General features: G+C 71.4%; 22 protein-coding genes. 12 read left to right on the top strand and 10 right to left on the bottom strand.

The features are described 5' to 3' along the window. Positions 1–101: 101 nt before the first annotated feature. Genes PX701_RS06130 through PX701_RS06120 form a run of 3 tightly spaced genes read left to right on the top strand, consistent with a single transcriptional unit; the run spans position 102 to position 1,536 of the window. Positions 102–437, top strand: coding sequence for a DUF3099 domain-containing protein (locus tag PX701_RS06130; protein ID WP_231431004.1), 336 nt, complete (start codon positions 102–104; stop codon positions 435–437). Further along, a complete protein-coding gene (locus PX701_RS06125) occupies positions 434–688 on the top strand; it encodes a hypothetical protein (protein WP_231431003.1) in 255 nt (84 codons plus the stop codon). Before PX701_RS06130 ends, PX701_RS06125 begins: the two co-directional genes overlap by 4 nt. Further along, positions 685–1,536 carry an SURF1 family cytochrome oxidase biogenesis protein gene (locus PX701_RS06120; RefSeq protein ID WP_231431002.1) on the top strand — a complete coding sequence of 284 codons (852 nt, stop codon included), beginning with the start codon at positions 685–687 and terminating at the stop codon, positions 1,534–1,536. Before PX701_RS06125 ends, PX701_RS06120 begins: the two co-directional genes overlap by 4 nt. Positions 1,537–1,578: 42 nt before the next feature. On the opposite strand, the gene PX701_RS06115 is transcribed toward PX701_RS06120, so the two are convergent. After that, a complete protein-coding gene (locus tag PX701_RS06115) occupies positions 1,579–3,177 on the bottom strand; it encodes an ABC-F family ATP-binding cassette domain-containing protein (protein WP_231431001.1) in 1,599 nt (532 codons plus the stop codon). Between the two features lie 114 nt (positions 3,178–3,291). On the opposite strand from PX701_RS06115, the gene PX701_RS06110 reads away from it, so the two are divergent. Further along, positions 3,292–4,416, top strand: a complete 1,125-nt coding sequence (locus PX701_RS06110) for a winged helix DNA-binding domain-containing protein (protein WP_275505795.1) — start codon at positions 3,292–3,294, stop codon at positions 4,414–4,416. A 107-nt stretch (positions 4,417–4,523) separates the two neighbouring features. Here the strand turns inward: PX701_RS06110 and PX701_RS06105 are convergent, their stop codons facing one another. Next, on the bottom strand, positions 4,524–5,087 hold the full coding sequence (locus PX701_RS06105) for a YceI family protein (protein WP_275505794.1): 564 nt from the start codon (positions 5,085–5,087) through the stop codon (positions 4,524–4,526). A gap of 125 nt (positions 5,088–5,212) precedes the next feature. Continuing rightward, on the bottom strand, positions 5,213–6,382 hold the full coding sequence (locus PX701_RS06100; RefSeq protein ID WP_231430998.1) for a glycoside hydrolase family 3 N-terminal domain-containing protein: 1,170 nt from the start codon (positions 6,380–6,382) through the stop codon (positions 5,213–5,215). 80 nt (positions 6,383–6,462) lie between these two features. Here PX701_RS06100 and PX701_RS06095 point away from each other — a divergent pair, with 80 nt between their 5' ends. The 6 genes from PX701_RS06095 (at position 6,463) to PX701_RS06070 (ending at position 12,623) form a co-directional block, all read left to right on the top strand. Continuing rightward, positions 6,463–7,620 carry an aggregation-promoting factor C-terminal-like domain-containing protein gene (locus PX701_RS06095; protein ID WP_275505793.1) on the top strand — a complete coding sequence of 386 codons (1,158 nt, stop codon included), beginning with the start codon at positions 6,463–6,465 and terminating at the stop codon, positions 7,618–7,620. Further along, positions 7,620–8,423, top strand: coding sequence for an oxygenase MpaB family protein (locus tag PX701_RS06090; protein ID WP_231430996.1), 804 nt, complete (start codon positions 7,620–7,622; stop codon positions 8,421–8,423). The genes PX701_RS06095 and PX701_RS06090 overlap by 1 nt, the downstream gene beginning before the upstream one ends. Positions 8,424–8,437: 14 nt before the next feature. Beyond that, positions 8,438–8,932, top strand: coding sequence for an Lrp/AsnC family transcriptional regulator (locus PX701_RS06085; RefSeq protein ID WP_275505792.1), 495 nt, complete (start codon positions 8,438–8,440; stop codon positions 8,930–8,932). Between the two features lie 108 nt (positions 8,933–9,040). Further along, positions 9,041–10,162 carry a pyruvate dehydrogenase (acetyl-transferring) E1 component subunit alpha gene (pdhA, locus tag PX701_RS06080; protein WP_275505791.1) on the top strand — a complete coding sequence of 374 codons (1,122 nt, stop codon included), beginning with the start codon at positions 9,041–9,043 and terminating at the stop codon, positions 10,160–10,162. Continuing rightward, entirely contained in the window at positions 10,159–11,178 is a 1,020-nt protein-coding gene (locus PX701_RS06075) for an alpha-ketoacid dehydrogenase subunit beta (RefSeq protein ID WP_275505790.1), read from the top strand. The genes pdhA and PX701_RS06075 overlap by 4 nt, the downstream gene beginning before the upstream one ends. Next, the gene (locus PX701_RS06070) at positions 11,175–12,623 is read left to right on the top strand and encodes a dihydrolipoamide acetyltransferase family protein (protein WP_275505789.1); all 1,449 of its coding nucleotides are present in this window, start codon (positions 11,175–11,177) and stop codon (positions 12,621–12,623) included. The genes PX701_RS06075 and PX701_RS06070 overlap by 4 nt, the downstream gene beginning before the upstream one ends. 27 nt (positions 12,624–12,650) lie before the next feature. On the opposite strand, the gene PX701_RS06065 is transcribed toward PX701_RS06070, so the two are convergent. After that, positions 12,651–13,154 carry a hypothetical protein gene (locus PX701_RS06065; RefSeq protein ID WP_275505788.1) on the bottom strand — a complete coding sequence of 168 codons (504 nt, stop codon included), beginning with the start codon at positions 13,152–13,154 and terminating at the stop codon, positions 12,651–12,653. A gap of 92 nt (positions 13,155–13,246) precedes the next feature. Further along, on the bottom strand, positions 13,247–13,744 hold the full coding sequence (locus tag PX701_RS06060; protein WP_275505787.1) for a glutathione peroxidase: 498 nt from the start codon (positions 13,742–13,744) through the stop codon (positions 13,247–13,249). 132 nt (positions 13,745–13,876) lie between these two features. Between PX701_RS06060 and PX701_RS06055 the strand changes: the two genes are divergently transcribed. After that, positions 13,877–14,656, top strand: coding sequence for a metal-dependent hydrolase (locus tag PX701_RS06055; RefSeq protein WP_338029109.1), 780 nt, complete (start codon positions 13,877–13,879; stop codon positions 14,654–14,656). 136 nt (positions 14,657–14,792) lie between these two features. After that, positions 14,793–15,317: a hypothetical protein gene (locus PX701_RS06050; RefSeq protein WP_275505786.1), complete on the top strand. Its 525-nt coding sequence runs from the start codon at positions 14,793–14,795 to the stop codon at positions 15,315–15,317. An 8-nt stretch (positions 15,318–15,325) separates the two neighbouring features. Here PX701_RS06050 and PX701_RS06045 read toward each other — a convergent pair whose 3' ends face one another. From PX701_RS06045 to uxaC, 5 genes are all read right to left on the bottom strand, one after another. Next, positions 15,326–15,523: an SDR family NAD(P)-dependent oxidoreductase gene (locus tag PX701_RS06045; protein WP_275505785.1), complete on the bottom strand. Its 198-nt coding sequence runs from the start codon at positions 15,521–15,523 to the stop codon at positions 15,326–15,328. 100 nt (positions 15,524–15,623) lie between these two features. Then, entirely contained in the window at positions 15,624–16,217 is a 594-nt protein-coding gene (locus PX701_RS06040) for a gluconokinase (RefSeq protein WP_275505915.1), read from the bottom strand. Between the two features lie 5 nt (positions 16,218–16,222). After that, positions 16,223–17,461 carry a D-mannonate dehydratase ManD gene (gene manD / locus PX701_RS06035; RefSeq protein WP_275505914.1) on the bottom strand — a complete coding sequence of 413 codons (1,239 nt, stop codon included), beginning with the start codon at positions 17,459–17,461 and terminating at the stop codon, positions 16,223–16,225. Positions 17,462–17,463: 2 nt separating this feature from the next. Then, positions 17,464–18,837 carry a mannitol dehydrogenase family protein gene (locus PX701_RS06030; protein WP_275505913.1) on the bottom strand — a complete coding sequence of 458 codons (1,374 nt, stop codon included), beginning with the start codon at positions 18,835–18,837 and terminating at the stop codon, positions 17,464–17,466. Between the two features lie 65 nt (positions 18,838–18,902). Further along, positions 18,903–20,294, bottom strand: a complete 1,392-nt coding sequence (gene uxaC / locus PX701_RS06025) for a glucuronate isomerase (protein WP_275505784.1) — start codon at positions 20,292–20,294, stop codon at positions 18,903–18,905.

Below are 20,294 nucleotides of genomic sequence, written 5' to 3'. Positions count from 1 at the left end.
GGACTCCGTTTCAAGGGTCGATGCGGGGAACTGGCCGTGCGGCCCGTCCCAGCATAGAGTGTCCCGTTCTCGGCATCCGTCGGGCCGCGACGGACGTAGGCTTGAAGCAAGAGGAGCGCCGTCAGATCCCGGCGACCACCATGAAGCAGCAGTCGATCACCTCGCTGCCGCCCTCCCCCGAAGCGGAGCGGCGCGCACGCATGATCAAGTACACGATCGCGATGACGATCCGGGTCGCCTGCATCTTCGCCATGCTCTTCGCGAAGGGATGGTGGCTCGCGGTCTTCGCAGCCGGGGCGATCTTCCTCCCCTACATCGCGGTCGTGCTCGCGAACGCGCAGGGTTCGGGTCGCGCGGGCCGTGCCGTCCGTCCCGATCGCGCCCTGCCCGCCGGGCCGTCCGCGCCCTCACCGGACGAAGGCGACGGAACCCGATGATCGGCGGACTCTCCGGCGCCCCCGACGGCGCCGTCTGCTCCCGCGCCGCGTGCACGACGGCCGCGACGTGGCGCATCGAATGGCGCAACCCCAAGATCCACACGGGCGACCGCAGCAAGACGTGGCTCGCCTGCGACGAGCACGTCGACTACCTGCGCGGGTTCCTCGAGGCCCGCTCGTTCCCGGTCTCCGTCGCCGCCTTCGGTCATGACGAGCGCGGCGCGGATGCCTCGACGGGAGGCCGCTCGTGAACGACTGGCGCTTCCTCCTCAGCGGCCGCTGGGCCGGGTACCTCGTCCTCGTGGTGATCTTCGCGATCGCGTGCTCGGCCCTCGGCACCTGGCAGCTCAACCGCCGCGCCGAGGCGCTCGCCGAGGTCGCCCGCATCGACGCGAACTACGACGCCGACGCCGTTCCCGTCGCCGAGGCGCTCCCCGACCCGGGCGCGTTCGACATCGACCAGCGCTGGCAGGTCGTGTCGCTCGAGGGCGAGTACCTGGCCGCCGACGAGGTCGTGGTGCGGAACCGACCGCTGGGCGGCAACGTGGGCTTCGAGGTCATCACCCCGTTCCGCCTCGACGACGGCACGGTATTCATGGTCGACCGCGGCTGGATCCCGGAGGCGCCCGACGGACGACCGGGCGATATTCCGGCCGCGCCCTCGGGCGAGGTCGTGGTCGAGGCGCGCCTGAAGGCGGGTGAGGGCACGATCGCGGGCCGAACGTCGACGGGCACCGAGCTCGCGACGATCGATCTCGACGAACTCGCCGCACGGATCGACGCCCCCGCCTACACCGGCGCGTACGGCCTGCTCGTGCAGTCGCCCGACGACGCCGCCGAGCCGCCGCTCGCGGCCCCGCGCCCCGAGCGCGACGAGGGGCCGCACCTGTCGTACGCGCTGCAGTGGTTCGTGTTCGCCCTGCTCGCGTTCATCGGCCTGGGTTGGGCGGCGAACCAGGAGCGCAAGGGCCTCGCCGAGGCATCCACGGGCAGCGGCGGCGACCGCGGTCCGCAGCGCCGCGCACCGCGGCGACCCGAGCGGAAGGCCCGCCGCGACGAGGACGCCGACGTCGAGGACGGGATCCTCGACCGCCGGTAGGGCGCTCCCGGTCGATCGCTGCGGTGCGGCCGCGTGCGCGCGTCAAGCCAGTTCGATGAGCTCCTGGTACTCCGCCGACCAGTGGTCCTCCACGCCGTCGGGCAGGATGAGCACGCGCTCGGGGTTGAGCGCCTCGACGGCGCCCGGGTCGTGCGAGACGAGCACGACTGCGCCCTCGAAGTGCGAGAGCGCGTCGAGGATCTCGTCGCGGCTCGCGGGGTCGAGGTTGTTGGTGGGCTCGTCGAGCAGCAGCACGTTGGCGCCGGACACCACGATCATCGCGAGCGCGAGGCGCGTCTTCTCGCCGCCCGAGAGCACACCGGCCGGCTTGTGCACGTCGTCGCCGGTGAAGAGGAACGAGCCGAGCACCTTGCGCGCTTCGGTCTCGGTGAGGTTCGGCGAGGCCGACACCATGTTCTCGAGCACCGTGCGCTTGACGTCGATCGTCTCGTGCTCCTGCGCGAAGTATCCGATGCGCAGGCCGTGGCCGGGCTCGAGCTGCCCGGTGTCGGGCTGGTCGACGCCGGCGAGGATGCGCAGGAGCGTCGTCTTGCCGGCGCCGTTCAGGCCGATCACGACGACCTTCGAGCCGCGGTCGATCGCGAGGTCGACGGCGGTGAAGATCTCGAGCGAGCCGTAGCTCTTCGACAGGTCCGAGGCCTGCAGCGGCGTTCGACCGCAGGCCGCGGGCGTCGGGAAGCGCAGCTTCGCGACGCGGTCGACCTGGCGCACCTCGTCGAGCCCTGCGAGCAGCTTCTCGGCGCGCGCGACCATCTGGTGGGCCGCGGCCGCCTTCGAGGCCTTGGCGCCGAACTTCGCCGCCTGGAGCTTCAGCACGTCGGCCTTCTTCTCGGCGTTGGCGCGCTCCTTCTTGCGGCGCTCCTCGTCGGCGGCGCGCTGGCGCTGGTAGTGCTTCCACCCCATGTTGTAGACGTCGATGACCGATCGGTTGGCGTCGAGGTAGAACACGCGGTTCACGACCTCGCCGACGAGCTCGACATCGTGCGAGATGACGATGACACCGCCCTTGTAGCCCTTGAGGAACTCGCGCAGCCACACGACGGAGTCGGCGTCGAGGTGGTTCGTGGGCTCGTCGAGGATCATCGTGGAGGCGTCGCTGAACAGGATCCGAGCGAGCTCGATACGCCGGCGCTGGCCACCGGACAGGGTCTTCAGGGGCTGGTCGAGGATGCGGTCGGGCAGGTTGAGGTTCGAGGCGATCGACGCGGCCTCCGCCTCGGCGGCGTACCCGCCCAGCGCGTTGAAGCGGTCGGTGAGGTTGCCGTACTTCTTCATCGCCTTCTCGGCCACGACCGGGTCGTCGCTGCCCATGTTCATGGATGCCTCGTGCATGCCGAGCACGAGCGAGCCGAGGCCGCGTGCGTCGAGGATGCGGGTGCGTGCGAGCATCTCGGGATCTCCCGACCGCGGGTCCTGCGGGAGATAGCCGATCTCGCCCGAGCGGTCGATGCGACCGTCGGTGGGCAGGGTCTCACCCGCGAGGGTCTTCGTGAGGGTCGTCTTGCCGGCGCCGTTCCGGCCGACGAGGCCGATCTTGTCGCCGTCGGACACACGGAAAGAGACGTTCTCCATGAGCAGGCGCGCGCCGACGCGGATCTCGAGGTCGTGGACGGCGAGCACGGCGGGCCTCCTGGCGGGGTGGGTTCGATGGTGCCGAGTGGCACAGCCTCCCAGTCTAACCGGCGGCGCGCGGCCGCCTCGCGCGATGTCGGCAGCGTCGGGCAGACTCGCAGCATGACGACGGATGCCTCGCACGATTCCGCGGTCGCGGCGCTGCGCGCGGCCCGGCTCCGGGCGCAGGGGCTCGTGACCCCGTTCGGCTCCCCCGCCGACGCGATCGAGCGGCTCGTCTGCGTGCAGGCGCAAGACCTCGCCGCAGCGAAGTGGGTGCTCGGCGCGCGCGTCCGCGACTCGAGCGAGGCGTCGATCGACGCCGCGATCGAGGGCCGGCTGCTGCTCAGGTCGTGGCCGATGCGCGGCACGCTGCACTTCGTCGACCCGGTGATGCTGCGTCCGATCCTCCGGCTCGCGTCGCCCCGGGTCCGCATGCGCTCGGCGAAGATGGAGCGCGACGAGGGCATCGACCTGCAGGTGCTCGCCACCGTCCGGGGCATCGCGGTCGCGCTGCTCGAGGGCGGGCGCTCCGCGACCCGCGACGAACTGCAGGCCGCCTGGAGCGCTGCCGGTGTCTCGACGACGGGCCAGCGCGGCTATCACCTGATCTGGCTGCTCGCGAGCGAAGGGCTCCTGTGCAACGGCCCGATCGAGACGCGTGCGCGACAGCGCTTCGTGCTCCTCGACGAGTGGTCGCCAGCGGGCGCGTCCGACCTCGGCGACGACGAGGCGCTCGCCCGGCTGTTCGCGGGGTACGCCCGGGGGCACGGTCCCGTCTCGGCTCGCGACTTCGCCTGGTGGACCGGGCTCACGCTCACGCAGGCTCGCGCCGCGGTCGATCTGGCGGGCGGCGCGGTCACCGCATGGGACGACGAGCGATTCGTCGCAGCCGACGCGCCGAACACGGGCCGTTCCGCGTCGGGGCATCACGTGCTCGCGCCGTTCGACGAGTACTTCCTCGGCTATGGCGATCGCTCCGCCTTCTGCTCCCCCGACGACGCGCTGCGCGTCGTGCCGGGCAAGAACGGCCTGTTCCTGCCGATCCTGGTGCGCGACGGCGAAGTGGTGGGCACGTGGCGCCGCTCCCCCGAGCGGCGTGCCGGCACCACCGTGACGCTCGCACCCTTCCTGGCTGGGTGCGAGCTCGACGGGTTCCGGCCCGCCCTCGATCGCTGGGCGGCGTTCTGGTCGGCCCGGCTCGCCGGGGTCGAGGTGGAGCCGACCGAGGTGGGGCCGACCGCCTGACGGCACGGCGCCGCACATTCGCGCGGGGACGCGTCCCCATGGCGCCGCCGGAACGACGAAGGGTCGGACGCCCGAGGCATCCGACCCTGTCGATCGCGCCGCGCGACCTACTGCTGGAAGTCCGCCTGCAGCTCGAGCGTGATGGTGACCTGGTCGCCGAGCAGCACGCCGCCGGTCTCGAGGGCGGTGTTGTACAGGAGGCCGAAGTCCTCGCGGTTGATGACGGCCTTCGCCGACGCGCCGCCCTTGTAGTTGCCGTAGGGGTCGCCGCCGAAGCCGCCGAACTCGAAGTCGAACGTGACGGGCTTCGTGATGCCGCGGATCGTGAGGTCGCCGTCGACCTTGAAGTCGCCCTTCTCGACGCGCACCCCGGTCGAGACGAAGTCGATCGTCGGGTAGGTCTCGGCTTCGAAGAAGTCGCCGGTGCGCAGGTGGGCGTCGCGGTTGGGCTCGTTCGTCGACACCGACGCGACCTCGGCCGAGGCGGTCACGGACGACTCGAGCGGGTTCTCCGCGGTCACGAAGGTCGCGTCGAAGCGCTCGAACTTGCCCTTGACCTTGCTGATCATGAGGTGGCGGATCTGGAAGCCGACCTCGCTGTGGGCGGTGTCGATCTTCCAGGTGCCAACGCGATAGCCGGGGATCTCGATCGTCGGGGCGGTGGTCGTCATAGCTCGCTGTTCTCCAGTTCGATATCTCGGGGCCGATCGGCCTCACGTATGCAAACGCATGGATCTGCCGGATCTATTCCCGGAACCGGGGAACTTTCTTCGCGGACTCCCGACCCGCTCGACATTCAGCTCAGTTCGCGCCGCAGGGCGAGCACGCGCGTCACGGCGTCGTCGAGCCGCGCCTCGGAGATGCGCCCGGACGCCACGGCGTCCGTGATCGCCCCGACGAGCCCGTCGACCGAGATGCCGAACTCGGAGGGATCGGCGGGAAGCACGTAGAGCAGCAGGTCGGCACCGGCCGCCACGGCGCGCACCGCGTTCTCCCCGGGGTCGGCGTACTCGGGGAGCCCGTTGTGCTGCAGCATCAGCATGTCGTCGGTCACCACGACGCCGTCGAACCCGAGCTCGTCGCGGAGGATGCGGTGCCACGCGGGCGAGAGCGACGCCGGCGCCGGGTCGATGGCGGGATACGCGAGGTGTCCCGTCATCACGAGCTCCGCCCCCGCGTCGATCCCGGCGGTGAACGGGAGCGCCGGGCCGGTACGCCACGCGGCGAGGTCGAGCGGCGCGCTCGGAACGCTCGAGTGCGAGTCGCCGGGCGCGGCACCGTGCCCGGGGAAGTGCTTGAGCGTCGTGGCGACGACGCCGCGCTCGCCTCGGACGGCCGCCGCGACGCGATCGGCCGCCGCTTGCGGGTCGGTGCCGAGCACTCGTCCGGCGATGAACGAGTCGGGGTCGTCCGTGACGTCGGCGATGACGCCGAAGTTGACGTTCGCCCCGCCCGCGTCGACGCTCTGCGCGCGAGCCGCGAACGCCGCGGTCGTGTCGGACGACGGTGCAGCGCGGAGGGTTCCGGCACTCGCCGCCGTGTCCCAGTCGAGACGCTGCACCTCGCCGCCCTCCTCGTCGACGGCGATGAGCGGCGGGAGTGCGGGATCGACCGTGAGCGCACCGGTCAGTGCGCGCAGCGACGCCGCGTCGCCCGCGATGTTGTCGCCCATGAGGATGACTCCCGACACCCCCTGGTCGAGATAGGTGCGCAGCGGTCCAGGATCGGTGCCGGGTGCGTGCAGCATCAGGAGTGCGGCCGCCTTCTCGGCCGCGGTCATCGTCGAGACCCGGTCGGAGACCCAGTCCTCGGAGGCGTCGGCCGTCGGCGTGGCCATGGCCGTCGGCGTCGCGGATCCCTCGGTGCCGGCCGTCGCTCGCGTGGGCGCGCTCGCGGGTGCGCACCCGACGAGGAGCGCCGCTGCGACGGCGAGCACGGCGGGCGGGAGAAGGCGGGGGGAACGCACCCGGCGAGTGTACGCTGCGTGTCTGATCGGGCGCCGAGCGGGGGCGTGGGTAGACTCGCGGCCTCGGGAGGGGTGAGTCGATGCGCCGCAGACGCCTGATCGTGCACGCCGCGACCGCGCTGATCCTCGTCGCGGCCATCGGAGCGACGGCGTCGCCCGCTGCGGCTGAAGACTATCCCAGTTGGGATGAGGTCGAGGCGGCGAAGCAGAGCGTCGCGGCCAGGGCGGCCGAGGCGGATCGCATCACGGCCATCGTCGACGGTCTCGAGCAGGAGGCCGGCCGGCTCGGCGACGTCGCCGTGGAGGCCGCCGCGACCGCCGCGACGGCGGAAGCCGAGCACCGCGCGGCCGCCGCTCGGGCCCGGCAACTCCGATCCGACGCGGACGCGGCGGCCGGGACGGCCGACGAGGCCACCGCACGGTTCGCCCATCTGAGTTCGGTGCTCGCGCGCACCGGGGGCGCCGATGTCGCACTCCGGCTCTTCGTCGAGGCGGGCGACGGCGGTGACGTCGGAGATCTCCTGGACGGACTGAGTCGCGGCGCGCAGCTCAGCGACCTCGCAGCGGGACTCGCCGCGCGAGCCGATGCCGCCCAGGCCGAGTCGGCCTCGGTCAGTGCGCAGGCGGATGTCGCCGAGCGCGAACGCGGGCGTCTCGCGGCGGCGGCGGAGACCGCGGCCGATCAGGCGCGCGCCGCTCATGAGGCGGCCGAAGCGCGCGTCGCCGAACAGCGGCAGGCGCTCGACACGCTCTACGCGCAGCTCGCGAGCCTGCGCGACCGCTCGGTCGAGCTCGAACGCCGGTACCGCATCGGCGAGCAGGCGCGTCTCGAAGCCGAGGCCCGCGAACGCGCGGCGGCCGAGGCGGCCGAGAACGCCGCCGACTCCGGCGGCGGCTCGGGCGGCGATGCTCCGCCGCCGGGCATGGTCGTCGACCCCGATGCGGCCAAGGCGTACGCCGCGGGCGCCGTCGGTCGCTTCGGATGGGGCTCCGCCCAGTTCGAGTGCCTCGTGCTGCTGTGGACGCGCGAGTCGAGCTGGCGGGCCGATGCGTACAACGCGTCGAGCGGAGCGTACGGGATCCCGCAGTCGCTGCCCGGCAGCAAGATGGCCGCCGCCGGCGCCGACTGGCGCACCAACGCCGCGACGCAGATCGAATGGGGCCTGTCGTACATCTCGGGCCGCTACGGCGCCCCGTGCGGTGCGTGGGCGCACTCCGAGCAGTTCAATTGGTATTGATGGATTCCGACGACCTCCTCTTCCGCCGACATGCCGCCGAGGGTGTGCTCCTCCTCGGCGGCGGCGCGGCCATCCTGCTGCAGCTCGCCGACCCCCGTGTGGCGCACGGCGTGGCACGGCACAGCGACTTCGCGCATCGGCCGCTCGACCGGCTGTTCGGCACGCTCGACTACGTCTACGCGATCGGGTTCGGCGACGACGCGATCGTGCGCGAGGCCGTGCGGCGGGTGAACCGACGCCATGGCCCCGTGCGCAACGGCGGGGGCGCGGAATCCCCCGCCTACAGCGCCTTCGACGCCGATGCCCAGCGCTGGGTGGCGTCGACGATCCTCGCGACGGCCCTCACCCTCCAGGAACGTCTCTGGGGTCCGCTCGACCCGCACGTCGCCGACGTCGTGGTGCGAGGCTACGGCGAACTCGGCATCGGCCTGCAGGCCGGCCGCGCGGGATGGCCCTCGACCCGGACCGGGTTCGATGCCTGGTGGAGCGGCCGCCTGGCGACGGTCGAGGTCGGTGACGAGGCACGCCGCATCGCACGCACCCTCCTCACCGCTTCGCCGGCGCTGCCACCCGGCTCGCGGTTCCTCCTGCCGTTCGTCAGGCTGATCACCGCGGCGCTGCTGCCGCCCTCGGTGCGAGACGCGTACGGCTTCCGCTGGACGCCGCGCGCCGAGCGCGTGAGCCACGCCTGGCTGCGCGCCGTCGCGATCGCCTGGCCCCACCTGCCGGCGAGCATCAGGCACGCCCCGATGCGGGCCTCGCTCACGCGCGCGAGCCGCGCGAACCGGTACGCTGGGCGGTGAGGCAGAGGACGACGATGACCCCGCAGGCACCGCACCGCAACGATGCGCTCGACAGCATCGATCGCCGAATCGTGGCCGAACTCAGCCGCGACGGACGGCTCTCCGTGCGCACGCTCGCCGACCGCGTGCACATCTCGCGCACGGCCGCCCACAACCGCCTGCAGCAGCTGCAGCAGCGTGGCGTCATCACGGGCTTCGGGGCGCAGATCGACCGCCGCTCGATCGGGCTCCACATCTCGGCGCTCGTCGTCGTGCGCATCGGCGAGGTGTCCTGGGAGGAGATCGCGGCGAAGCTCGCGACGCTCCCCTTCGTCGAGAAGGTGCAGGCGGTCTCGGGCGACATCGACATCATCCTCACGGTGAGCGCGCCCGATCACGAGCAGCTGAGCCAGGCGATCCTGCGCGACATCCACGACATGCCCGGTGTCGTGTCGACGCGCAGCCATCTCATCCTCGAGGAGATCGACGGGCGACCACCCGCGCAGACCCTGGACATCTGGCGCACCTGACCGCACCGGTCGCGGACGATCGGCACGCATTCGGATCGTCGCAAGCCGTTCGTTCACGCTTGCGTGACACGCCCGCCGACGCGGGCGAGCATGTCGCACGATGGGCACATGAGCCTCAATGTCGAGCACCTCCCGACGCGCACCCTTCCCGCCGAGAAGCCGCTCCGGCTCCTCGACAACGCCGGCCACGCGGTGTCCGGCGAGTCCACCGGCGGGTTCTCGCTGCCCGACGTCGAGACCCTCCTCGACCTCTACCGCAAGATGGTCGTCGCACGACGCTTCGACGTGCAGGTCACGGCACTCACCAAGCAGGGTCGGCTCGCGACCTACCCCTCGGCGTTCGGCCAGGAGGGTTGCGAGATCGGCGCCGTCGCGTCCCTCGACGCCGTCGACTGGCTCTTCCCGACCTATCGCGACAGCATCGCGCTCCTCACTCGCGGCATCGCGCCCGGCGAGATCCTGCAGTCGTTCCGGGGCGACTGGCACAACGGCTACGACCAGCATGCGTACCGCACGGCCGCGCAGGCGACGCCGCTCGCGACCCAGGCGCTGCACGCGGTCGGGCTCGCGCACGCCGCCCGCCTGCGCCACGACCCGCTCGTCGCGCTCACCTTCATCGGCGACGGCGCGACGAGCGAGGGCGACACGCACGAGGCCTTCAACTTCGCCGCGGTCTGGCAGACCCCGACCGTCTTCGTCGTGCAGAACAACCAGTACGCCATCAGCGTGCCGCTCGCGCGCCAGACGCGCGCGGCCACCCTCGCCGACAAGGCCGTCGGCTACGGCATGCCCGGGTTCCACGTCGACGGCAACGACGTGGCCGCGATGTACGCGGTCACGACGGCGGCGGTCGAACGGGCGAGGGCCGGCGGCGGCCCGACGCTCGTCGAGGGCGTCACGTACCGCATCGAATCGCACACGAACTCCGACGACCCGACCCGCTACCGCTCCTCGCGGGAGGTCGAGCACTGGAAGCGGCGCGACCCGATCGAGCGGCTCGAGAAGTACCTGGTCTCCGAGGGCGCCCTCACCGAGAGCCTGCGCGCCGACATCACGGACGCCGCCGAAGAGCTCGCGGCCGCGACGCGCGAGGTCATGACCGTCGAGGCCGAGCTCGACCCGCTCGAGCTGTTCGATCACGTCTACTCCCGCCCGCGTGCCGCCCTCGCCGAGCAGCGCGCCTTCCTCGAGGCCGAGCTCGCCGAGGCCGCGCAGGAGGCCGGCCGATGACCGCCACCGCGACCGCTGGCGCCCGCGCCGAGACATCCCCGACCGAACTGACGATGGCGGGGGCGCTGGGCGCCGCACTGCGCGACGCGATGGCCGCCGACGACCGCGTCGTCGTCTACGGCGAGGACGTCGGCCCGCTCGGCGGCGTGTTCCGGGTGACCGACGGCCTGCAGGCGCAGTTCGGCGAAGACCGCATCTGGGACTCGCCGCTCGCCGAGTCGGGCATCATCGGCACCGCGGTCGGCATGGCGATGTACGGCATGCGCCCCGTCGTCGAGATGCAGTTCGACGCGTTCAGCTACCCGGCGTTCGAGCAGATGGTGTCGCACGTCGCGAAGATGCGCAATCGCACGAAGGGCCGTGTGACCCTGCCGATGGTCGTGCGGATCCCGTGCGCCGGCGCGATCGGCGGCGTCGAGCACCACTCCGACTCCTCCGAGTCGTACTGGGCGTCGACCCCGGGCCTCACGGTCGTCATGCCCTCGAACCCCGCCGACGCCTACTCGATGCTGCGCGAGGCGATCGACAGCGACGACCCCGTGGTGTTCATGGAACCGAAGAGCCGGTACTGGGCGAGGGCCCCGCTCGCACTGCCGGTGACGACGGCGCCCATGGATCGTGCCGTCGTCGTGCGCGAGGGCACCGACGTCACGCTCCTCGCTTACGGGCCGACCGTCCGCACCGCGCTCGAGGCCGCCGACGCGGCGATCGACGAAGGGCTCTCGATCGAGGTCGTCGACCTGCGGAGCCTCTCCCCCTTCGACGACGAGACGGTCGGCGCGTCGGTGCGCAAGACGTCGCGCGCCGCCGTCATCCACGAGGCCGCCCAGTTCGGCGGCTACGGAGCGGAGGTCGCAGCCCGGGTGACCGAGCGCAACTTCCACCATCTCGCAGCGCCGATCCTGCGCATCGCGGGTTTCGACATCCCGTACCCGTCGCCGAAGCTCGAGGAGCACCACCTGCCGACGGCCGACCGCGTGCTCGCAGCACTCGACACCTGGGAGTGGGACGCATGACCCGCGAGTTCATCCTGCCCGACCTGGGCGAGGGCCTCACCGAAGCCGAGATCGTCGCCTGGCTCGTCGCGCCCGGCGACGAGGTCGCGATCGACCAGCCCGTCGTCGAACTCGAGTCGGCGAAGTCGGTCGTGCAGCTGCCGACGCCCTTCGCCGGCGTCGTCGAGTCGCTCGGCGGCGAGGTCGGCGAGACGTTGCACGCCGGCGCGGTGCTGCTGACGCTCGGTGCCGCGACCGCCGCGACCGCGGCGACCGCCGGGGACGACTCGACCACGGCGGCCTCGGCGGCCGACGTCGCTTCGCCGGGTGCGGTTCCGGTGGCCGCCGAACCGGGCGTCGCCGCCCCGACCGACGTCGCGACCGAGGCATCGGGCGCCGTGCTGATCGGCTACGGGACCCGCACGAGCGGCGCGACCAAGCGCGCGGCCTCCGCGCCCGCACGATTCGGCCGTCGCCGCAGCGGCGGCGCTGGCGGCGGAGCCTCGACCGGCGCCGGTGCGAACGCGCCGACGATGCTCGACCCCGCGCGACGCTCCCCCGTCGTCTCCCCCATCGTGCGCCGTCTCGCACGTCAGCACGGGTTCGACGCGGGCCGGCTGACCGGCACTGGCCCCGACCACCTCGTCATGCGGCGCGACGTCGAGGCGTACATCGGCGAGCAGCAGGCGCAACGCCCCGGAGCCGACACTGCGCCGACTCGCGTCGGGGCATCCGCACCCGACGCCGCCCCCGCCCCCGCCCCCACCATGGCGGCCGGCGACGAGCGGCTGCCGCTCGACCGCGTCGCGCGGGCCGCCGCCTCGCACTTCTCGCGCTCCCGCCGCGAGATCCCCGAGGCGACCGTCTGGATGGACGTCGACGCGACCGCGCTCGTCGAGGCCCGGCGTCACCTGAACGAGGCGACCGGTGAACGCTTCGGCACCACGGCCCTCGTCGCGCGCTTCGTGGTGGCCGGGCTGCGCCGTCACCCCCGGCTCAACTCGAGCTACGATGCCGAACGCGGCGAGCTCGTGCTGCACGGCGCCGTCAACCTCGGACTCGCCGCGCAGACGCCACGTGGGCTGATGGTGCCCGTCGTGCACGACGCCGAGCGCATGACCCTGCGCGAACTGCGCGACGCGATCGGCGTGCAGACCGAGGCGGCGACGACGGGCGCGTTCGCCCCGAACGCCCTCACGGGGGGAACGTTCACGCTGAACAACTACGGCACCCTCGGGGTCGACGGTTCGGCTGCGATCATCAACCACCCCGAGGCGGCGATGCTCGGCATCGGGCGCCTCGTGGAGCGCCCCTGGGTGGTCGACGGCGCGCTGGCCGTGCGGACGGTGACGGAACTCACGCTGTCGTTCGACCATCGGGTGTGCGACGGCGCCGAGGCCGCGGCGTTCCTGACGTTCGTGGCGCGCTGCATCGAGCACCCGATCTCAGTGCTCGCCGAGCTCTGAGGCGGGCGGGCCCCGTCGATCGGCCGATCAGAAGAACTCGTCGGGCGTGCCCGCGGCGCGCTCGACGTCGCGGGTGTCGACACCCGCGGCGCGCAGCTTGGCGACCGACACCCGGAGGCCCGACTCCATCTGCGCCGCCCAGGCGTCGGACTCGCGGGCGCTCGTCTCTGCGGCGCGGGCGCGCGCGTCGGCCGACTCGGCCGCGTCGCGCGCGTCGCGCACCTGGCGCAGCGCGAGCGAGATGCCGTAGTAGGCGGCCACCATGGTCGCGATCGGCGCCGCGACGATCGCGAGCGCGCTGATCGCACCGGCCGACGGGCCGAAGGCGACGACGAACGCGAACGCGATGAACAGCACGACGATCGCGACGAGCACGACGAGCATGAATCGCAGGTCGCGGCCCCAGGGACGGACGTCGTTCGACGGGGCGGGCGGCATCGCAACGGTGTCGTCGGTCGACTCGGGTGCCGGTGCGAAATCGGGCACCGTCGGCTGGTCGTCGTGGCTCGGACGGGCGTACGCGTCTGACATTCGGACTCCGCTCCTACGTTCTGATCGACCCCCCAATTCTGGGCCGCCCCTGTCGGGGGGTCAAGGAACCGCGCCGGGCGCGGGCGGATGCCTCAGGCGGCGCGCCGCCTGGCGAGGCCGCGTTCGATCGTGGCGATGATCGCCGGGTCGTCGGGCTCGGTGGTCGGCCGGAAGCGGTGCACCTCGCCATCGGGGAGGATGACGAACTTCTCGAAGTTCCACTTCACGCGGCCGGCCTTGCCGCGGGCATCCTGCACCTTCGTCAGCTCCTCGTAGAGCGGGTGACGGTGACGGCCGTTGACCTTGGTCTTCTCCATGAGCGGGAAGCTCACGCCGTACGTCATCGAGCAGAACTCCTTGATGTCGTCGGCCTCGCCGGGCTCCTGCCCGGCGAACTGGTTGCACGGGAAGCCGATGACGGTGAAGCCCTGGTCTTCGTACTCGCGCTGCAGGGCTTCGAGCTTCTCGTACTGCGGGGTGAGCCCGCAGCGCGACGCGACGTTCACCACCATGACGACCTCGTCGGCGTGGTCGGCGAGCGAGGCGGGCTCGCCGTCGATGGTCGTGAGCGGGATGTCTCGGATCTGCACGCCTTCGAGCCTACGCCGCCGCGCGCTCGGTGTGGGCGGGTGCCGCTACGATCGCAACGCCCTACCGGAAGGATCCGACCCGATGCACCGCGCCCCGATCGCCGTCCATGCCTCCTCCGACGGCGGCCGGCGATGATGGGGGTCAGTCATGCGGTGAGCGGAGCGGCCGCCTGGATCGCCGTGACCGGCACCGTGCCGTACCTCTCGAGCGGTGCCCTTCCGCTCGACCCGGTCGCCGTGCTCGCAGGCTCACTGGTCTGCGCCGGAGCGGCCCTCCTCCCCGACGCCGATCATCACAGCGCGACCATCGCGCAGTCGGTGCCGGTGCTCGGCCGGTTGACCGCCCGCACCGTCGAGGCCGTCTCCGGCGGGCACCGGCACGGGGCTCACTCACTCCTTGGCGCATTCGTGGTCACGGGCGCGGCGTGGGCGCTCACCTTCGCGACCGTGGAGGTCGACGGAGTGGGTCCGCTCTCGATCGGCGTCGCCGCAGGCGTCGCCGCGCTCACGTGCTTCGGCGTCAAGGCGCGCGACTTCGTCGATTCGTGGTTCACAGCATGGATCGCGGGTCTCGCGCTCGCACTCGTGCTCATCGTCGTGGCGCCGGGCGGACTCGTCTGGTTCCCGCTCGCGGTCGCGCTCGGGTTCGTCGCCCACCTCGCCGGCGATGCGCTCACGACGGGCGGCCTGCCCGGTCTTCTCTGGCCGTGGATGCCGCGGCCGCCGTCCTTCGTGCGTGCCGTGCCGCTCGTGAACCGCGTCTGGCTGCCGAACGGGTTCGTCGCGCTGCCTTTGCTCGGTGACACCGGGTCGTGGCGCGAGAAGGCCCTCGGCGGGCTGCTGGCGCTCTATTGCACGGTCGCGGTCGCCGCTGAGGTGCTGCGCGCGATCGGCGTCGAACTCGGGGCGTGACCCTGGTCGAGTCCGCCCGAGGCCCGAAGGACGACGGCGGGACTACCCGGCGGCGCCGGAGCCGGCCGGAACGCGACCGGCGGCGCCGGAGCCGGCCGGAAACCTCTCGGCCTTCGCGCTGCGTGGAGTACGACTCGTGATCCGCTCGATCCGCTCGCACGTCGCCGATGCTGCGCCCTCCGAGCGTGGCGATCCCGAAGGTGGCGGGCTTGCCGCGCATCCGTGCGATCACCTCGACGATCATCATCACGCACATCACGAGCGTGCCACCGATCCACGCGACGAGGGTCGCCCACAGGGGCGGATACACCCAGTCGGGCGCGCCGAGGATCACGCCGAAGACGATGATCTCGACGAGGACCAGCGCGAGCCCGACCACGAAGACGGCGCCGGAGAGGGTGTAGACGGTTCGCGCCGGGTCGCCCCGGTGGATCAAGCGGACTCGGGGCTGCTTCACGGTTGGAGAATAATCGACGACGATTCGCCCCAGCCAGTCGCATGCGTCGCGACGGAATCGACACGCGAACCGGCGAGGTTCATCGGGTCGCCGCGCACACGCGCTGCGGCCGGGCATCACGGCGATCGCGCGGACACCGGTTCCGGTGAGTTCGACGTCGACGCCTGGGTAAGGCTGGAGACCTACCTCTTGCTAGCGGAATAGACGGCCATTTACGGAGTGGGGACCGTCGCAGCAACGCTCGAAAGGTTGACGATGGCTTCACCGCCGTTCATCACCATGTCGGCGGCGTAGGGGCGAGAGAGTCCGGTGAGTGCGAGCACCTTCAGCCGCAGCAGTTCGTCGAGACGGTCCGGTTCGGTTTCGATGACGTCAGCATCGGCGCCGATCCCGGCGTTGTCGACGAGCACTTGGAGCGAACTGCACGGCGAGCTCGGCCCTGATCCCGGAGCTTGCTCCGGTCACCGGAGCGGCATGCCCCGAACCCGTGCACGCGGTCGAGCCTCTCGTTCATGCTTCGTTCCTCTTTGAGGGAAGCGTGCCGCTGACACCTGCCGCAGCCAGATCGCGGAGGGCGACCTCGACGGCTTCCGTCACCGGAAGGCGGTGCGCCACGATGAAGCCGCGCTCGTCCGCCGCGAGCGGCTCGAGCGCCTCGAGTTGCGAGGCGAGCATCGACGCGGGCATGAAATGACCGGTTCGCCGCGCGATTCGTTCGGTGAGCTCTGCCTCGGTGCCGTGCACGTGCACAAACGCGAGGTTCGTCTCGCTGACCCGGATGAGGAAGTCACGATACCTCCGCTTGAGCGCAGAGCATGAGACCACGATCGGGTGTCCCTCGGCGTGCTCGTCCCGCGCTCGAGCTGCCACGCGGGCGAGCCAGGGCCATCGGTCCTCATCGGTGAGTGGGATCCCGGCAGCCATCTGCGCCTTCGCCTCTGGCGAGTGCAGATCATCGGCCTCGATGAACACCCCGTCGATCCGGTCAGCAAGGGCGACGGCGAGGGTCGACTTGCCGGCGCCGGCGACCCCCATCACGACGATCGCTGGGGGTGTCGCAGGGGCAACCGCTTCCGGACCGGTCGCCGAGATTCGATTCGGCATATCGGTCACCAGTCGTGGACCGTTCCGTCGAGGAGCCGGTTGTACGGGAGGTAGGCCTGCTCGTACGGGTACGTGCCCGCCTCGTCGACGTTCAGCTCGACCCCGAGTCCGGGCTTGTCGCCGGGATGCAGGTATCCGTCGGTCCAGGTGAAGGACTGCTCGAAGACGCGGTCGGTCTTCGCCCCGTGCTTCATGTACTCCTGGATGCCGAAGTTGTGGATCGACAGCCCGAGGTGCATGGCTGCGGCCATGCCGACCGGGCTGATGTCGGTCGGCCCGTGCATGCCCGACTTGATCTGGTACATCGCCGCGTAGTCGAGCGTCTTCTTGAGCGGCGAGATGCCGCCCATGTGCGTGACGGCCCCGCGGACGTAGTCGACGAGCTGGTCGCGGATGATGTCCTTGAAGTCCCAGACGGTGTTGAAGATCTCGCCGATCGCGAGTGGCGTCGTGGTGTGCCGGCGCACGAGGCGCAGCGCCTCCTGGTTCTCGGCCGGGGTGCAGTCCTCGAGCCAGAACAGGTCGTAGGGCTCGAGATCCTTGCCGAGTCGTGCAGCCTGGATGGGGGTCATCCGGTGGTGCCCGTCGTGCAGCAACGGCAGATCCGGTCCGAACTCATTGCGGACCGCCTCGAAGACGCCGGGCAGGTGGTTGAGGTAGGCGCGGGTGTCCCAGTCCTCCTCGACGGGCTTGGCACGGCGCCGCGCAGGCTCGTGGTCGTAGCGCACCGTCGCGTCGCCGACATCGGCGCCCTGCGCCGCGATGCCGTAGATCGCCTTCAGCGTGGGCACGCCGGTCTGCACGCGGATCGCTCGATACCCCTGCTCCTGGTGCGCCCGGATCGAGTCGAACAGCTCGGGCAGTTCCTTGCCCGAAGCGTGCCCGTAGGCCATGAGCCCGTTGCGGGACGCACCACCGAGGAGTTGGTAGACGGGCATGTCTGCGGCCTTGCCCTTGATGTCCCAGAGCGCCATGTCGACGGCGGCGATCGCGGCCATCGTGACCGGCCCGCGACGCCAGTAGGCCGAGCGGTACAGGAACTGCCAGGTGTCCTCGATGCGGCTCGCGTCGCTGCCGACGAGCAGCGGCACGACGTGCTCCTGCAGATAGGCGACGACGGCGAGTTCGCGCCCGTTGAGGGTCGCGTCGCCGAGGCCGGTATGCCCGTCGTCCGTCGTGATCTTGAGGGTGACGAAGTTGCGGTCAGGGCTGGTGACGATGACTTCAGCCTGGTCGATGATCATGCTCATGGTGTTGCTCCGTGGATCGTGGGTGAGCGGGATGTGTTCAGGATGTCGAGCGCGGTGACCGCTTCGGCGACACGTTCGGCGAAGCCGGCGTCAGCCGCGAGGCGTGGATCCAACGTGGCGAGGAGGGCGCGCCGCGTGGATACGTCGAGTTCGGCCACCACGGCCGGGTCGATGCCCTCGGGCGTCGGGGCTGTGCCGGCTCGAACGCCGAGCATCCACGCGGCGATCGCGGCGGCGCACCCGGGCGCCTCACGGCCGGCCGCGCGTTCGCCCAGCGCGACCGGCACGATACGCAGGCGCGCCTTGGTGGTCGAGTCCTGAGCGATCTGCGCGAGGCGGTGCTCTATGCGCGGATTGCGGAAGCGTTCGACGAGTGCGCCCCGGTAGTCGGCGAGGTCGAACCCTGGCAGCTGTCGCGCGTCGTCATCCCAGAGCCCCTCGACGAGAACCCTGCACACCGGGTCGTCGATCGCCTCACTCACGACGGTGTGGCCGCGAGTCTGACCGAACGTTGCGAGCACGGTGTGGGCGCCGTTCAGCATCCAGAGCTTTCGGTTCTCCCACGGGGTGATCTCGTCGACGAACGTGGCGCCCGCGAATTCCCAAACAGGGCGGCCGGAAGGGAAGTCGCCCTCCAGCACCCAGTCGGAGAACGGCTCGGTGACGACCGGCGCGGCGTCGAGCCATCCGGTGGCCTCAAGGACGGCGTGCGACTCGGCTTCGGCGTCGATCGCCGGCGTGATGCGATCGATCGAGGTCGAGACGACTGAGACCGACGCCCTCAACCAGGCGGGGAGGTCGGGCGATGTTCGCTCGGCGAGGTCGGCCAGCGCGCGTCGCAGGAGCCCACCGTTGTCGGGGAGGTTGTCGCAGGGCACGAGCGCGATCGGGCCTCCGCCGGCGCGACGCCTGGCATCGAGCGCCAGCAGAACCCGACCGAGCGCGGTCGCAGGCCGGGCGGCGTCCGTCGCACAGCCAGGCGCGTCGCCCGTGAGCGCGCTTCGAAGCAGGTCAACATCGGAAGCCACGGCCGCATCCTCGAGGTCCGGAGTGCCGTCGGCGGCGAGCCGGTAGCCGGCCTCGGTGATCGTGAGCGTCAGGATCGCGACCTTTGGGTCGGCGACGGCCGCGACGAACGCGGGCACGTCGTCGCCCGCTTCGACGCGCACGATCGACGGGATGAGCTCGACTCGGTCGCCATCGGCGGTCCGCTCGACGAGGGTGAACAGGCCATCCTGCGGGGTGAGCCGGTCGGCCAGGTCTCGGCTGCGACCGGTGAACGCGACGATCCCCCAGTCGTCGGCATCGGCCGCGTGAGCGGTGTACCAGGCCTGGTGCGCGCGGTGGAAGGCGCCGAGACCGAGGTGCACGATCCGCGCCGGCGGAGTCGGGAGCCCAGCCGCGGCGCGCGACAGGCGGACATCGGTTGTGGCGGTCACAGCTTGAAGACCTCTCGGGGAATGGCGTCGACCAGGTCGTCGATGATGCGCTCCGCGGCATCCATTCGCACTCTGCCCTCGACGACGAGCCGCGCGAGGAACCCGGCGTCGACGCGGCGGGCCGTGTCGTGCCGGGCCGGGATCGACAGGAACGCGCGCGTGTCGTCGATGAAGCCGCTCGACCGGTAGAAGCCGGCGGTCTCGGTCACGGCGGACCGATGGCGGGCGATCGCGTCAGGCGCGTCGAGGAACCACCACGGTGCGCCGAGGTACACGCTCGGGTAGAACCCCGCGAGCGGCGCGAGTTCGCGCGAGTAGGTGGTCTCGTCGACCGCGAACAGCACGAGGTGGAAGTCGCGCTCGAGGCCGTATCGCTCGAGCAGCGGACGGATGCCGCGGGTGAACTCGGTCGCGACAGGGATGTCGTGTCCGGTGTCGGGCCCGAACCCGGCGTGCGTGGCCGTGGAGTGGTTGCGCAGCACCCCCGGGTGGATCGTCATGACGAGCCCGTCATCGACGCTCATGCGCGCCATCTGCACGAGCATGTGCCCACGGAACGCCCGCCGCTCCCCCGCATCCGCCGTGCCGGCGAGCGCGGCCTGGAAGAGTCGCTCCCCCTCACCCGGGTCGAGGTCGACCGTGAGCAACTCCTCGACGCCATTGTCGGTCGAGACCGCGCCATGCCGGATGAAGTGCGCGCGACGATCCTCGAGCGCGTCAAGGTATCCGGCGAAGTCAGCGGGCCGGCCGGTCGCGGCGAGCAGTCGCTCGACGTTGCCCGTGAATCCGATCGTGTCGGGATCGAGGTACCGGTCCGGTCGGAAGGTGGGCACCACTCGCCCGGGAAGGTCCGATGCAGCAAGCAAAGCATGTTCGGACAAGTCATCGAGCGGATCGTCGGTGGTCGCGAGGAACTCGATGCCGAACCGCTTGAAGAGCGCGCGCGGCCGGAACTCCGGACGTACGAGGGCGGCGGCGATCTCCTCGTAGATCGTGTCCGCGGTTTCGGTCCCGAGCGGTGTCCTGATGCCGAAGACCCCGTCGAGTTCCTCCTCGATCCAGTACCCCGACGCGGTGCCCGCGAACCGGTGCCAGTGCGCCGCGAGCGTTCGCCACACCGTGCGCGCATCTCGCCCGGCCGCCTCGTCCACGACCAGTTCGGCGAGGTCGACCCCGGCGGCGTGCAGGAGGCGGGTCACGTAGTGGTCCCCAGTGACCAGCAGCGCCACCGGGTCGCTGTACGGCTCGTCGCGCAGGAGCAGCGACGGCGCAACGTGCCCGTGCGGCGAGATGATGGGGCTGTCCGCCACTCTCGCGTGAAGGTCGAGGGCAATCGACCTGGTCGAGGGGTCGGCCGGCAGCAGCCGTGCGGGATCTCGGAGCGGCAT

The organism is Agromyces chromiiresistens, from assembly GCF_029167465.1.
Classification (GTDB): domain Bacteria; phylum Actinomycetota; class Actinomycetes; order Actinomycetales; family Microbacteriaceae; genus Agromyces; species Agromyces chromiiresistens.
The sequence above is the reverse complement of the archived record's forward strand: the minus strand, read 5'-3'. Positions and strand labels throughout refer to the sequence as shown.

Excerpts from the sequence above, each read along its gene's own strand:
- PX701_RS06125 (WP_231431003.1), top strand. The coding sequence starts at position 434 with ATGATCGGCGGACTCTCCGGCGCCCCCGACGGCGCCGTCTGCTCCCGC.
- PX701_RS06110 (WP_275505795.1), top strand. The coding sequence starts at position 3,292 with ATGACGACGGATGCCTCGCACGATTCCGCGGTCGCGGCGCTGCGCGCG.
- PX701_RS06105 (WP_275505794.1), bottom strand. The coding sequence starts at position 5,087 with ATGACGACCACCGCCCCGACGATCGAGATCCCCGGCTATCGCGTTGGC.
- PX701_RS06095 (WP_275505793.1), top strand. The coding sequence starts at position 6,463 with ATGCGCCGCAGACGCCTGATCGTGCACGCCGCGACCGCGCTGATCCTC.
- PX701_RS06090 (WP_231430996.1), top strand. The coding sequence starts at position 7,620 with ATGGATTCCGACGACCTCCTCTTCCGCCGACATGCCGCCGAGGGTGTG.
- PX701_RS06085 (WP_275505792.1), top strand. The coding sequence starts at position 8,438 with ATGACCCCGCAGGCACCGCACCGCAACGATGCGCTCGACAGCATCGAT.
- pdhA (WP_275505791.1), top strand. The coding sequence starts at position 9,041 with ATGAGCCTCAATGTCGAGCACCTCCCGACGCGCACCCTTCCCGCCGAG.
- PX701_RS06075 (WP_275505790.1), top strand. The coding sequence starts at position 10,159 with ATGACCGCCACCGCGACCGCTGGCGCCCGCGCCGAGACATCCCCGACC.
- PX701_RS06070 (WP_275505789.1), top strand. The coding sequence starts at position 11,175 with ATGACCCGCGAGTTCATCCTGCCCGACCTGGGCGAGGGCCTCACCGAA.
- PX701_RS06065 (WP_275505788.1), bottom strand. The coding sequence starts at position 13,154 with ATGTCAGACGCGTACGCCCGTCCGAGCCACGACGACCAGCCGACGGTG.
- PX701_RS06055 (WP_338029109.1), top strand. The coding sequence starts at position 13,877 with ATGATGGGGGTCAGTCATGCGGTGAGCGGAGCGGCCGCCTGGATCGCC.
- PX701_RS06040 (WP_275505915.1), bottom strand. The coding sequence starts at position 16,217 with ATGCCGAATCGAATCTCGGCGACCGGTCCGGAAGCGGTTGCCCCTGCG.
- manD (WP_275505914.1), bottom strand. The coding sequence starts at position 17,461 with ATGATCATCGACCAGGCTGAAGTCATCGTCACCAGCCCTGACCGCAAC.
- uxaC (WP_275505784.1), bottom strand. The coding sequence starts at position 20,294 with ATGCCGCTCCGAGATCCCGCACGGCTGCTGCCGGCCGACCCCTCGACC.